Below are 13319 nucleotides of genomic sequence, written 5' to 3'. Positions count from 1 at the left end.
CATGATATATATACTTACTATTTTTAAAAAGATGCTTCATAAAAGTGCTAAAGAGCTGACTGCTGACAGCTGTTTCCTTATAGCGGTATGCCTGACACTGGCTGGCTGCGACAGCTATGTGGAGGTAGATCTTCCTGCTTCGCAGCTGACAGCCAAAACAGTATTCGAAGATGCAGGAACGGCTAATGCCGCAATGGCGGGTTTGTATGCCAAAATGAGAGATGGCGGCTTATTAGCTGGAAATTCAAACGGTGTTTCCTGTAATCTTGGCCTCTACGCCGATGAATTTGATTACTACTACCAATATTCTGTCAGTAATTTTTATACCAATTCGTTATTTCCCGGTGATCTTGGGGTAAACGATATCTGGAATAAGAGTTACAGCCAGATTTATAGTGCCAATGCGGTTCTTGAAGGATTGGACAATTCCACTGCCATAGCGGAAGCAGATAAAAATCAATTGCAGGGAGAAGCCCTTTTTATAAGAGCCTTACTTCATTTTTATCTGTTGAATCTCTATGGCGATATTCCCTATATCAGCACAACGGATTATCTGCTGAACAGTAAAGTATCCCGAATGCCGCACGACAAAGTGTATGACCTGATTGTTACAGACTTAAATAATGCTATCGAATTATTATCGGAGGATTATGTTTCGCCCGAGCGTATTATTCCCAACCGCAGTACTGCCAAGGCACTTTTGGCACGGGTCTATTTATATATGGGACTATATCCCGAAGCTTCCAATGTAGCCTCTGCCGTGATTAATAATCCACAATATATCTGGGAAATGGATTTGGATAAAATCTTTCTCAAAGAAAGCAGCACGACCATCTGGCAATTTATGCCGAACACCGCCGACAGTAATACTGCCGAAGGGAGTCTGTACATATTTACTTCTGGTCCACCACCCAGCGTGGCGCTTAGGCCTGATTTTGTAAATGCTTTTGAGCAGGGCGACCAGAGAAAAACACATTGGATTACTGAGGTGACCGATGGAGTCTCAACTTGGTACCATGCCTCTAAATACAAACAGCAATCCACTACCCCAAGCTCGATGGAATATTCCGTTGTGTTTCGTTTGGCGGAGCAATACCTCATCCGTGCCGAGGCCAGAGCATATCAGGGTGATCTAATTGGCGCCAAGGAGGATCTAAATCTAATTAGAACTATGGCGGGACTTACCAATACAACTGCGGTTACCGCTGAGGAAATTATAACTGATCTTCTCAATCAGAGGCGTTTTGAGCTGTTTACTGAATTTGGGCAGCGTTTTTTTGATTTGAAACGAACCGGAAAACTCGACCAAGTGTTATCCGCTTCCAAGACGGGCTGGAATACCAACGATGCCCTATGGCCATTGCCGGCGCTTGAACTCAATTCGAACCCCAACCTGAATCCGCAAAATCCGGGATATTAAATTAAAGTCATGATACTATTCAAAAGAAAAATTGATTTCGAATGTTCGAGTTTGGTGTTGGATCTATTTCTTTTAGTGTTGTTATCCTGTTCCATACTGGGGCAGGCACAACAAAAGAAGCCATTAACCGAGAAAGATTGCGACAGGTGGGGAACGCTCGAGGTAAAAGCCATTTCCGAAAAGGGAAAATGGGTGAGTTATGCAATGCACTACGAAAACCACAGCGATACCTTATTTGTGCAAAGCACCGACAAAAATAAACGTTACGTCTTCCCGAATGGGAATGATAGCCACTTTGGAGGGGAACAGCTATTTGCTTTTCTGGCTCCGGAATCCAAATTAAAAGTACTGCAGCTGCGGAAAAGCAAAATTGCCGTATATAACCATGTTAAGCGGTATGAATTGGCTATGGATGGTGAGTACATTATCACTTTGAATAAGGGATATGGTGAAAAAAGCCTGATGAGAATCCGTAATCAAAATGGGAAGGTAATTGACAGTATTGCTGGCGTAACTGGATATGCCTTAAATGAAAACAGGGATGCACTACTGTATGCCAGCACTCAACCGGGACACAAACAAGTAGAGATCATACATTTTAAGCCGTATTCCCGCGTTGTGGTCTCAGTAAACAACGGTTCTTGTTTTAATCTGATGTGGGAAAAAGGCGCAAAATCAGTGGCTTTTTTACAGGAAACAGATTCCCTTTCCAAGGCAATTACCGTGAATTATTATAGAATTGCCGATAAAAAACTATTCTCATTCGATTATGCTTCTAAAATGGGCTCAAAGAATACGGAAGTTTTTAAAGAGACAAGATTCTCTATTTCTGATGACGGGACAAAAGTTTTTTTTATGGTGGCCAAAAAGAAAAATCCCGAGGCAACAGAAAACCCAGATGCTCCCGAAATTTGGAAAGGCACCGATAAATGGCTTTATGCAGACCGGCAGCGTCAGCAGGCCGAGGGAGATATTCCCAAAGTGGCCGGCTGGTATCCTGATACGGGTGAGTTTTTACAGATCAGCAATGATGAGCTGCCAGCAATTATGTTGAGCGGGCAGCAGCAGTATGCTGTTTTATACAATAAATTTTCCTATGGCCTGCAATCGAGCTATTATGAAGAAGCGGATTTTTATTTAACCAATCTAAAAGACGGATCCAAGGAGCTGATACTCAAAAAGCAATCCGTTGATCCCAACCAGATGGGATTTGATCCCTTCAGCAACAAAATACTGTATTACCGGGAAAAGAATTGGTGGATTTATGATCCTGTTGCTAAAGCACATACGAATCTGACCAAAAAAGTGGTGACCAGTTGGGATAACTACAGTACTGTTGATGCTCCCCATCAATTTGGGGTCTATGGCAATCCGGGCTGGAGTTCAGATGGGAAGAAAGTTTTATTGTATGATGCCAATGATATCTGGCAGGTGGCCATTGATGGTTCTTCCTGCACCCGACTAACCCGAGGACGTGAGAAAAATATGGTTTTTAGAATACCTCGCATTGAATTTGACTGGCATTCACAGACTAACTATGACAGGAGAGAATCAGTACTTTTCGATCTGTCCAAAGAGCTATTGCTTGAGGCGCGGAATACCGAAGACTGGTCAACTGGATATTATATTTACAACAGCCGATCAGGGGAAAAACCCTTGATATATGGAACCAGTAAAATCGATGAGATCCGAAAAAGTAAAAACAGTACTTATATTTTCCAGAATCAAACTTTTAGTCAATCGCCAAGACTGGAATTCAGGAAGAAAAACGAGACTGTTTCCAAAATTCTGTTTGAATCCAACAGGCAGCAAAATGAGTATTTTTTTGGAAAATCAGAATTAATGTATTACACCAACAACAAAGGGCAAAAACTAAAAGCAGCTCTCTTTTACCCTGCTCATTATGACCCTTCAAAGAAATATCCGATGATAGTGCATATCTACGATGTGATGTCCGATGAGCTGCATCAATATGTGAATCCCAGTTTTTTGAATCCCGAAGGTTTTAATGTCACCAATTATGCGCTAAATGGTTATTTTGTACTGATGCCCGATATCATCTACAAGATGGGTAATCCGGGAAGTTCGGCCGTTGATTGTGTAACAGCAGGAGTCAATGCGGTTATTGCTAAAGACATTGTGGATAAAGATAAGGTCGGTTTATACGGGCATTCATTCGGAGGGTATGAAACCAATTTTATCATATCGCAGACCAACATTTTTGCAGCCGCCGTTTCCGGCGCCGGTGTAAGCGACATCATTTCCTATTACTTTAATATCAGCAGGAATGGTGATTTCCGATCGGACATGTGGCGATTTGAAAATCAGCAGTTCCGCATTGGAAAATCGCTGTATGAGGATAAAGAAGCCTATATAAGTAACTCTCCCATTATGTACACCGAAAACGTAAAAACCCCGCTACTTTTGTGGGCAGGTAAAAACGATAGAATCATTCCCTGGAATCAGAGTGTTACTTATTATTTGGCGCTCCAGAGATTGGGCGTAAAAAACATGCTGTTGGCATATCCTGACGAGGATCATTCATTGGAGAATGCTGAAAACCAAACAGATCTAAGTAAACGAATGATGGCATGGTTTGACTATTTCTTGAAAGAGAAACCAACGCAGTCCTGGATATCGGAAGGAACATCAGTTGAGTGACCATTAGACAAAAAATAATGCAGTTTCTTTTTAGGAAACTGCATTACCTTTCATTGAAATCTGCTTAAGCTAATTAACACGATGCAATTGTTCATTACAGGAAGTTTCGTTTCCTCCATAGGCGGTAAAGCTGCCATACAGACAAGCGGGACCACCACCTGAAGCACAATTTACTTGAACCTCCTGACATTTGTCAACTGGCAGATTGTGAATGTAAGCCGGAATCAAAACATCGGTTTTGCTTACATCCGAAGTGTTGGTACTTACCGCACCAGCACTGGCAAGAGCAAATGCTGCCACAGGCAGCACAAACGCTCTTAAAATGGTTGTTTTCATAATCTTAAAGATTTTAATTAATAAAAAATTTGATCTACTCTTTTTTACAGGTTTTCGATCGTTACTCCTGTACCGGCCGGTATCTTTTTATACTGTTTATGTGCTTCTATTAGATTCTTGATTGGATTCTTTTTCCATATCCATATTTAAGCAGATAGTGTCCCGAAATGATATACAGAGCCGAATCGGAAGCCAAAAAATTCTGCATCCGAAATCCTTCTTCATCATAGACATAAAAACTTAAGACATAGGTTTGTTTTGATATATCATACACATCAACAACGGTGGCATATTTCCAAACCTTACTACCTTCATATTTGCCGCGCAAAAGGGAATTGACAAAAAGTAAGTTGCCCCATACTGTCGTGCGACTGTTGACCATATAGGGTGGTGCTCCCAATTTTGTATCACCGGATTGTTTTATTTTCAACACCTTTAATTTTGCTTTGGTAGTGGTATCAATGGTGTTTCCACGATGTTCCACAACAAGGCTTTCATTGGTTATAATGTATTGATTGCGGTAATAATAGGTGTAAATTAATTTATGCAGTGTTGTGCTGTACTGCAGTGTCCCGTCGGTATCAAAAATACCGTCCAGCTGTTTTTGCAATACCTGCGGATTGTACTTCACATCTTTCCTTTCATAACTATTGGAAACTCCCACAATATTTTCAACTGTGCGCGGATTTTGTGTACGAAAGACTGCTTGCTTTTCATTTATAAAAACGATGTCAGAAAAATAGAAGCGGTTCTCACTGATGACTTTGGCTTTCCAATCGGAAATCAAACCTCTGTAAATGACAGGCACGGTGCCGTCAATAACATAAAAATAGGGAGCAGTGACCCGAACCTCGACTGCCTGGAATTTAAAATTCTCACGATCAAGTTTTATGGTGTACTTCTTTTTATTCTTTAGATTGGAATCAATTTTAAGAATCTGAAGCGGAGCCAAGCGATTAGCTAAATATATTTTGTTTTTGTCTGTACCCGCAACATAGTACGATGGATTTCTCAAATCAATGCTACCTACTTTCGCTGCGCTTGCCTGCGGAAAGCGTCTAATAAAAGGGTTTTCCTTTTGCATAATATCTTCCGAGAAAAGAAATAGTCCTGTAATAATCAAAACACTTCCTAAAACTAAAACTGATAATTGGATTAGAATGCGGTTGTTCATCGCTTGCAATAGGATAGCAACAATTGCTAAAAGCACAAATACCACATTAAAAATCAAATGCTCCGTCCATCCTAATTTCTCTAGTATACCGCCACAGGAACAGGGAACGAAATAGCTGAAATGGAGTATGATAACTATATAAGCAGTGAACATGCTCATTAATGCAACAGCTCCCCATAAAGCAAAATATCTTAATTTGGGGATGCTCAGTAAAACAGCAATAATCAGTTCAATAACAATTACGGAATAAGACACAAAATCTGCAAATGGACTTAAAAGCGGAGATTGACCCAACTGAGCTTGAAAGTTTTCAAAATCCAATAGTTTACTGACTGCCGCATAAACAAAAAGTATAATATAGAGCAAGCAAGTAAACTCTAAAAACAGGTTCTGTATTTTGGTATTCAATCTCATAGCTTCATAGGTTTTAGTTCTACAAAGTAAAATTCTGAATTCCAAAACCAAAACACTTGTCTTATTGGGAGCAAAACTTGCCTAAAACGGGTAAAGTTTAAAAACTAAAATTTAATCTTCCAAGAGGGAATTAAAACTGGTTTCATTTCGCTTCATTTCGTACGGCGAAAAACCAAATCGTTTCTTAAAGGATTTTGAAAAATTGGGATAATTGTTAAAACCATTCATTAAACATATATTTTTCAAAGGGATTGTAGTATGTTCAATCATAAAATAAGCTCTTTTCAAACGCTCATCATTATAAAACTGGTAAATACTGGTCTTAAAAAAATGACGAAAGCCATCTTTTAATTTGCGTTCATTGGTACCAAATTCATATGAAAGTTCTTTTAAAGATGGAAGCGGTTCTTCAAGATGTGCTAATATATAGTCATAGAGTTTCTGGATCAAAAGCGCATCAGCTTTACGGGTTTTATTATGTTTATCGTTTTCATTTTCGTACATCAAAGGACGATAAGAATCTTGTCGGGCAGGAGTAACAAAATTTAATATAATTTCCGAACTATTAACTAACCTTCCAATAGTACAAGAAATAGAAACAGGCAAATGTTCTTTAGGTGTGAAATCTAATACAATAGTTGTAGGCAAAGAAACATTTACATCGAGTACGTCTTGAAATTGTTTAAAAGAAGCTGTAGTAATAATGTCCGCCAAAGGTAGGTCTATCAACTCAGATTCAGAATAACCTAAAAAGTAAGTAACTTCAGGGGTAAAGCTTTTGATTATAAAAGAGCCATCCAAAACTAATGTGCTTTGAGCTATAAATTGATGTGTCCTATGGGTATTTACATAGCCGACTTGAAAAATAGATTCTTTCATTTCTTCCGCAACCATATTAATTAAAACAACTAGCGTTTCCAATTCGTCCTCATTGGAACTTAAAGGAATGCTACTGTTAAAATTGCCGCGTGCCATCTCAAATAACATTTGATGAATGGTAACAATGCGGTTTTCATTGTGCGCTTTCATAAAACTTAACTTTTAATTTTTCTTTCTATAAAACTAAATAAACCCTTTAAGATAAACCAGAGCATCCTCTTCATTTGTAAAAATTTGAGTAGGCACACTGGGCTTACTAATTTCTACATAAAAAGTACTAATCGTCAACAATACTTTTTCATGCACAAGCAGACCAACTGCATGTGTCAATATAGAGCCAGATTGTGCCAAATAATCTCTCCCAGACTTTTTGGTGGCTATAACACCACGAATATCACACAGAACTGGATATGCTTTTTCATTTTGAAAATGAATTCGATCTGTTACAACACACTGTGCTACCTTCAGATCAATAATGATATTAGGTTTATATTCAAAAAAAAGAATACCATCGGTAATCCAAAACCGGGCAAAATCATTTTCATAAAGATCATGTGCTGCAATCATGTTCTATGAATTTAGGGTGTTGTAATTTAACAAAAATATAAACATCTATTAACAAGGCAGTTGCCAATTTGGGATTATTTGTTGCAATTCGGTGTTTTAGTTGTCAATTTGGGACTTTGGCTTGTCATATTGGGAGTATTGAACTAATAGATGAAATAACTTTCATTTTTTATAGTGACTTTTATATGTCTATTTTTTAAATATCATCTAAAGAGAACTAACCAATGGCAAAAATCAAACACAATAACTTTATCGATACAGTGGATGAGGTTTTATCTGGAGCTAAAGAAGAAGGCATTTTGCATTTATATGCTGAAGACCATTTTTTAACAGGCAGGACAATTCAAATCAAGGGAAAAGAAATGTTTCATTTTGGAACAACGGGGTATCTGGGCCTCGAACAGGATTTTCGGTTGAAAGAAGCCGCTATAGCTGCCATACAAAATTATGGCACACAATTCCCACTTTCAAAATCATATATTTCACATCCACTTTACAATGAATTAGAGCAAAAAATTGGATTAATGTATGGTATACCTCCAATTATTACAAAGAACAGCACGTTAGGTCATTTAGCGGTTATTCCAACATTAATAAGAGATGAAGATGCAGTTATAATGGATCATCAGGTACACTGGAGCGTCCAGAATGCATGCCAGCTTTTAAAACTGCGAGGTATTCCAGTAGAAATGATCAGGCATAGCAATTTGGAAATGTTAGAAAACAAAATAAAACAGCTAACCAGTAGATGCAATAGAATTTGGTATATGGCTGATGGAGTATATTCCATGTTTGGTGATTATGCGCCCATCTCGGAATTATTGGCTTTAACTCAAAAATACCCTCGTCTTAATCTCTATTTTGACGATGTTCACGGCATGAGTTGGAAAGGCAAAAACGGAACTGGTTTTGTTTTTGATGCTATTAAAGAATTACCTGAAAACTGTATTGTAGTGAGCACTCTAAGCAAAACCTTTGGAGCGAGTGGTGCAACAGTATTTTGCAGGAACCAAAAACTGAGAGACAAAATTAAAAATTTTGGAGGTCCTTTGACTTTTTCGGCTCAATTAGAACCCGCATCTGTAGCGGCTGCAATTGCTTCAGCAGACATCCATTTATCTCCTGAAATAGAGTTGAGACAAAAAGACTTAGCTGATAAAATTAGCTGTTTCAATCAATTGCTGGCGCAAGGAAATCTTCCCATAATTTCAAAAAACGATTCCCCTGTTTTCTTTTTGGGAATGGGCACACCCGTAACGGCTTATAATTTTGTACAGCGTTTATTTAAGGAAGGTTTTTTCCTGAATTTAGGAATTTATCCTGCTGTACCAATCAAGAATACTGGAATTAGAATTACGCTGTCCAGTCACAATCAGCAACAGGACATTTCAGCCTTGGCTGAAGCAATGGAATTTCATTTTCCTAAAGCTTTGGAGGAAACCAATAACAGTGAAAATAAAATCAGACAAGCTTTTGGAATAGACAGTAGAAAAGCAGACAAGATTACAGAATCAAAAGAGCAGGAGCTTTTTATCGAAGAAAAAAACACCATTCAGGATATCGAAAAATCTGAATGGGATGAATATATGGGGAAACAAAATATTTTCGATTGGGATGGAATGGCTTATTTGGAAAAGACATTCAGCCGGCATCCAGATCCAACTAATCAATGGGATTTTTACTATTACACCGTTAAAGACAACAAAGACAACATAATATTAATGACCTTTTTTACTTATGGACTTTGGAAAGACGATATGCTGGCAACAGAATCTGTCTCCATCCATTTGGAAGAAATAAGAAAAATAAATCCTCTATACCTCACCTCAAAAGTATTGAGCATGGGTTCTTTATTTACAGAAGGGAAACACTGTTTTATCAATCAGCAACATCCTTTAGTGGAAAAAGCATTAAAATTATTATTAGATAAAGTAGAAGAAAAATATAATGCACTAAATGCTGATATGCTGGTTTTAAGAGATTTTGATGAAGGTAACAACTACAACAAAACAATACTGGATCAAGGGTATTTCAAAATAGACATGCCGGAATCCTGTGAAGTGCAAAGTCAAATATGGAATAGTAATGAGGAATTTGCCAATGGGTTATCACCCCGGTCACGGAAGCATTTCAATAAAGAGATAGAACCTTACGAAAAATATTATGATGTTAAAATAAAAGATAAATTAAGCAAATCAGAAATAGAGAGAGCATATCAACTCTACGGAAATGTAAAAGATAATAATTATGCGATCAATACATTTAGATATACCCAAGAAGTTTTCGAAAATATGAATGACAGCCAAAACTGGGAGTTCATACTATTAGCTTTGAAAACAGAAATAGAAAATCCATTTGTAGGAATTATGTTTTGTTACAAAAACAATACTCATACATACGTCCCAGAATTAATCGGAATGGATTATGAATGGGCAAAAAAATACCAACTCTACAGACAATTGTTATTTCAAACGATAAAAAGAGCTTCTGCACTACAGTTTCAAAAAATAGACTTTGGCGTGTCCGCTTCCTTTGAAAAAAGAAAACTAGGAGCTAGGGTAATTCCAAAAGTAGCTTATGTTCAGGCAAGAGACAATTACGCAATGGAACTGATGAATACTTTGCAAAATGATTACAAATCAATTGCAAAATGACGAAAGTATGTGACAACTAATATTTAAAGAGATGTTTAAAAAATCGATTGACTCATTTAATGCTGTCTGCAATGAAATTTTAGAATCAAACGAAACGATGCAAAATAAGGCTTGCAATGGAATTGTATTGTGTAATAAAACATTAACTAACTTAAAAGAGATAGTGGATAAAAATGATTTCAATACGGTTCCTGAGGAAATTGATTTTTTCAAAAACATCAAACCTGTTCCTATGAGCTTATTGATTTATTTTACAGAAGTACGTTCCTGCGAACTAAGAATGCCTAAAGCGGGTAACACCTATAAAGTTCAGTTCTTCCAAAAAGAATTGCGAAAAATCAATAAATTCTTTTACAGAAATGCCGATTTTGTGCATTATATGGAACAAGGATACTGTTACCTGGACCATCAATTCTTTACCAGAAACCATCGTGATAATTTTCCATTTACACCTATGACCGATTACTACCAGTTCCCCGAATTTTCAACATCGCAAGACATGCTATGGGCAAAAGTAAAAGCGATGTACCGATTCATTCATTACATCCGCCAAGCATTAAAAAGACTAAAAGTCGATGATTCTGAAATATTTGAAGAAAAAAAACACAAAGTATTGGTATGGACAGGACCAAAAACAGCTTTAACAGAATTAATTTATGCCTTGTTTTCTAATGGGGCAATTAATTATGGTGCGGCAGATATTAATACGATAACAGCATCATTTGAAGATTTTTTCAACATCAAACTAGATAATATCTATAAAACCTATAGCGAAATCAAAGCTCGTAAAAGCAGTAAGACAAAATTTCTGGAAGAACTAACCTTAAACCTACAACAAAAAATGTCCAGAGAAGACCAAGAGTAAAGTTGTAACTACGAAAACTCACAAGCAGTAAATCCTCATTTGAAAAAGGATATACTGCTTTTTTTTATGCTAGAATCAATCAAAGAATAATTCCCAGTAAAATAAAAGTTTTTACAAGTTTCAAATGTTAATTTTTCCCGTACTACGAAACGCATTGGGATAAAATCCAATAATTGCCACTAAATTTTGTAAAAATAGACTAATCAGTATCCATCTAAGACAGGAATCGTGCCTGACTCATTTTTTATGACAGAATCAGACAAATAATTGAGTTTACAAAAGAGAATATTTTAAACAGAATAAGGGAACATTATTTTTTTAGAGTTAAATCTCCCAGTAAAACCAAGACTTTACGAATTTTAAATGTTAAATTTTTTCCGTACTACGAAAGCCATTGGGATATAATCTAACAAAAGCTACTGAATTTTGTAAAAAGATACTAAGCAGTACCTCTATTGGAAGAATTGCTGCATACTATGTCTTGAACCTAAAATATTGATTATGAATATTGACAGAATAGAATTTATGGCTTGGATGGAGCGAATAATGGAGCGGTTCGATATCCTTATGGAATTAGTAAACGTAGATAAAAACCAACTTGCTGTTATTGATGGAGAAGAGCTGTTGGACAATCAAGATGTTTTGCAGATGCTTAAGATAAGTACACGCTCCCTGCAGCGTTACCGCTCTTCCGGCAAGCTGCCTTATTATACAATTAGTGGGAAAATTTATTATAAGCTATCTGATGTACACCAATTTGTCAGAGAAAGTTTTAGCGCTCCAATGCCCAAAGTAAAAAGCTAGCGGGGGACAAATAGTGCCAAGGAATGCCCGTTAATAAGAAACTGTGAAAGCTTCTTTTATTTTCGATGTCGAATTCAAAAATTTCAAATTATGAGCGAACAAACTTTAGATAAGTCTCAATCTCCAGAACAATTATCCGAGATATTATTGGTGCTGGATAAAGAGAAAAAGAAAATTCAGGCTGTAAAGGGCATTGATGAAAATGGCAAGCTGGAAACCGTCGAACCTACAAAGAAAAACCACAACCAGTTTATGCGAGTGGATAAGCAGGGTGATTTCTTTTCCAACTTCTTCTCCAATTTCTTCAGTCAGCTGAAGAACCCTACCAATTTCTCATTTTTTAAAGTTCCTGCACTATTGGCTATTAATATGGCAAAAGAAATGCAAAAACAGGTAAATCACCCAACACCTGCAGGAGAAGAACTAATGAAGCAACACGAAGTGAAAGCAGAACCTAGTCAAAATAATAAACAAGAAAATAAAAATAGTATGGAAACAACACAGAGAACATCGGAAACAGGCGAATACCGCTACAAACCAGAACAGATTGACTGGGAAACAATGAACAATCTTGGACTGAATAAAGAAAAACTTGAAAAAATGAACGTGCTTGATCCTTTATTAAGAGGTTTTAAAACGAATGAACTTGTACCTGTAAGCCTTAATCTTGGCACTGCCGTTACCCGTATGGATGCACGGCTGTCTCTGCAACAAAATGATGAAGGGGCGGTAGTGGTTGCCATTCATGGGATCCGCAAAGAGCCAAACCTGAATTTTGCTTTTTTCGGTCATGAGTTCAGTAAGGAAGATAAAAACAACCTGCTCCAAACAGGCAATATGGGCCGTGTGGTCAATCTGACAAATCCAAAAACGAATGAGGCCATTCCCTCTATTGTCAGCATAGACAGGCTGACCAATGAGTTAGTGGCACTGCGTACAGATTTTATAAAAGTTCCTGAGGAAATCAAAGGGATAAAACTGAACGAAGAACAAAAGCAAACCTTACTGGAAGGCAAACCACTTTATTTAGAAGGCATGGTTTCCAAGAAAGGAACTCCGTTTGATGCTACCGTACAATTCAATGCAGATAAACGATTTGTAGAGTTCCTGTTTGACAGGGGGAACTCCAATAAGCAGATACAAGGCAATGAGCAAAACCAATCGCAGGTAGCTCCTAAAATTTTCAGAGATAAGGAACTTGATAATGAGCAGTACCAAAAGTTCAAAGACGGTCAGACTATTTATGTTAGTGGATTGGTAGATAAGAAGGGTAAAGAATATAATGGTTACATCACCTTTAATAAGGAAACTAATAAGATAGACTTCTCTTTCCAAAATCCGAATAAGGTTAAAGAACAGGCGAAACCTACTGAAGGTTATAAAACGCAGACGGCGGTCAATTCTGAGGGCAAAACCAATGAAGCAACCAAGAATATCAAAGAGCCTTTAAAATCGGGTCAAAAAAATCCCGACAGCAAAGAACAGCAAGAAGAACAGGAAGCAACCAAAGCACCTGCCAAATCCAAAGGACGTAAAATGTAATGT

General features: G+C 37.3%; 10 protein-coding genes. 6 read left to right on the top strand and 4 right to left on the bottom strand.

Annotated elements, in window-relative coordinates:
- Nucleotide 1: 1 nt before the first annotated feature.
- Entirely contained in the window at nucleotides 2–1420 is a 1419-nt protein-coding gene (locus tag KZH69_RS08655; protein ID WP_255557701.1) for a RagB/SusD family nutrient uptake outer membrane protein, read from the top strand.
- 9 nt (nucleotides 1421–1429) lie between these two features.
- The gene (locus tag KZH69_RS08650; RefSeq protein WP_219317039.1) at nucleotides 1430–4081 is read left to right on the top strand and encodes an alpha/beta hydrolase family protein; all 2652 of its coding nucleotides are present in this window, start codon (nucleotides 1430–1432) and stop codon (nucleotides 4079–4081) included.
- Between the two features lie 69 nt (nucleotides 4082–4150).
- On the opposite strand, the gene KZH69_RS08645 is transcribed toward KZH69_RS08650, so the two are convergent.
- The 4 genes from KZH69_RS08645 to KZH69_RS08630 all read right to left on the bottom strand — a co-directional run bounded on the left by KZH69_RS08645 (nucleotide 4151) and on the right by KZH69_RS08630 (nucleotide 7451).
- Nucleotides 4151–4417 carry a DUF6520 family protein gene (locus KZH69_RS08645; protein ID WP_219317038.1) on the bottom strand — a complete coding sequence of 89 codons (267 nt, stop codon included), beginning with the start codon at nucleotides 4415–4417 and terminating at the stop codon, nucleotides 4151–4153.
- Between the two features lie 109 nt (nucleotides 4418–4526).
- On the bottom strand, nucleotides 4527–6005 hold the full coding sequence (locus tag KZH69_RS08640) for a DoxX family protein (RefSeq protein ID WP_219317037.1): 1479 nt from the start codon (nucleotides 6003–6005) through the stop codon (nucleotides 4527–4529).
- 111 nt (nucleotides 6006–6116) lie between these two features.
- Nucleotides 6117–7034 (bottom strand): helix-turn-helix transcriptional regulator, encoded by a 918-nt coding sequence (locus KZH69_RS08635; RefSeq protein ID WP_219317036.1) that lies wholly within the window; start codon nucleotides 7032–7034, stop codon nucleotides 6117–6119.
- 33 nt (nucleotides 7035–7067) lie between these two features.
- Nucleotides 7068–7451, bottom strand: coding sequence for a DUF7793 family protein (locus KZH69_RS08630; RefSeq protein WP_219317035.1), 384 nt, complete (start codon nucleotides 7449–7451; stop codon nucleotides 7068–7070).
- Between the two features lie 224 nt (nucleotides 7452–7675).
- Here KZH69_RS08630 and KZH69_RS08625 point away from each other — a divergent pair, with 224 nt between their 5' ends.
- The 4 genes from KZH69_RS08625 (at nucleotide 7676) to KZH69_RS08610 (ending at nucleotide 13316) form a co-directional block, all read left to right on the top strand.
- Nucleotides 7676–10105 carry a bifunctional aminotransferase class I/II-fold pyridoxal phosphate-dependent enzyme/GNAT family N-acetyltransferase gene (locus KZH69_RS08625; RefSeq protein WP_219317034.1) on the top strand — a complete coding sequence of 810 codons (2430 nt, stop codon included), beginning with the start codon at nucleotides 7676–7678 and terminating at the stop codon, nucleotides 10103–10105.
- Between the two features lie 31 nt (nucleotides 10106–10136).
- Complete coding sequence (locus tag KZH69_RS08620; RefSeq protein WP_219317033.1) at nucleotides 10137–10970, top strand: RteC domain-containing protein; 834 nt, start codon at nucleotides 10137–10139, stop codon at nucleotides 10968–10970.
- Nucleotides 10971–11471: 501 nt separating this feature from the next.
- On the top strand, nucleotides 11472–11774 hold the full coding sequence (locus tag KZH69_RS08615) for a helix-turn-helix domain-containing protein (RefSeq protein ID WP_219317032.1): 303 nt from the start codon (nucleotides 11472–11474) through the stop codon (nucleotides 11772–11774).
- A gap of 90 nt (nucleotides 11775–11864) precedes the next feature.
- Nucleotides 11865–13316 (top strand): DUF3945 domain-containing protein, encoded by a 1452-nt coding sequence (locus KZH69_RS08610; protein WP_219317031.1) that lies wholly within the window; start codon nucleotides 11865–11867, stop codon nucleotides 13314–13316.
- The last annotated feature ends 3 nt before the right edge of the window (nucleotides 13317–13319 follow it).

It is taken from the genome of Flavobacterium taihuense (assembly GCF_019351435.1).
In the GTDB taxonomy this organism is placed as follows: domain Bacteria; phylum Bacteroidota; class Bacteroidia; order Flavobacteriales; family Flavobacteriaceae; genus Flavobacterium; species Flavobacterium taihuense.
Note: the sequence above shows the minus strand (reverse complement) of the source record. Positions and strands in the feature narration are given on the sequence as shown.

Excerpts from the sequence above, each read along its gene's own strand:
- KZH69_RS08655 (WP_255557701.1), top strand. The coding sequence starts at position 2 with ATGATATATATACTTACTATTTTTAAAAAGATGCTTCATAAAAGTGCT.
- KZH69_RS08650 (WP_219317039.1), top strand. The coding sequence starts at position 1,430 with ATGATACTATTCAAAAGAAAAATTGATTTCGAATGTTCGAGTTTGGTG.
- KZH69_RS08645 (WP_219317038.1), bottom strand. The coding sequence starts at position 4,417 with ATGAAAACAACCATTTTAAGAGCGTTTGTGCTGCCTGTGGCAGCATTT.
- KZH69_RS08640 (WP_219317037.1), bottom strand. The coding sequence starts at position 6,005 with ATGAGATTGAATACCAAAATACAGAACCTGTTTTTAGAGTTTACTTGC.
- KZH69_RS08635 (WP_219317036.1), bottom strand. The coding sequence starts at position 7,034 with ATGAAAGCGCACAATGAAAACCGCATTGTTACCATTCATCAAATGTTA.
- KZH69_RS08630 (WP_219317035.1), bottom strand. The coding sequence starts at position 7,451 with ATGATTGCAGCACATGATCTTTATGAAAATGATTTTGCCCGGTTTTGG.
- KZH69_RS08625 (WP_219317034.1), top strand. The coding sequence starts at position 7,676 with ATGGCAAAAATCAAACACAATAACTTTATCGATACAGTGGATGAGGTT.
- KZH69_RS08620 (WP_219317033.1), top strand. The coding sequence starts at position 10,137 with ATGTTTAAAAAATCGATTGACTCATTTAATGCTGTCTGCAATGAAATT.
- KZH69_RS08615 (WP_219317032.1), top strand. The coding sequence starts at position 11,472 with ATGAATATTGACAGAATAGAATTTATGGCTTGGATGGAGCGAATAATG.
- KZH69_RS08610 (WP_219317031.1), top strand. The coding sequence starts at position 11,865 with ATGAGCGAACAAACTTTAGATAAGTCTCAATCTCCAGAACAATTATCC.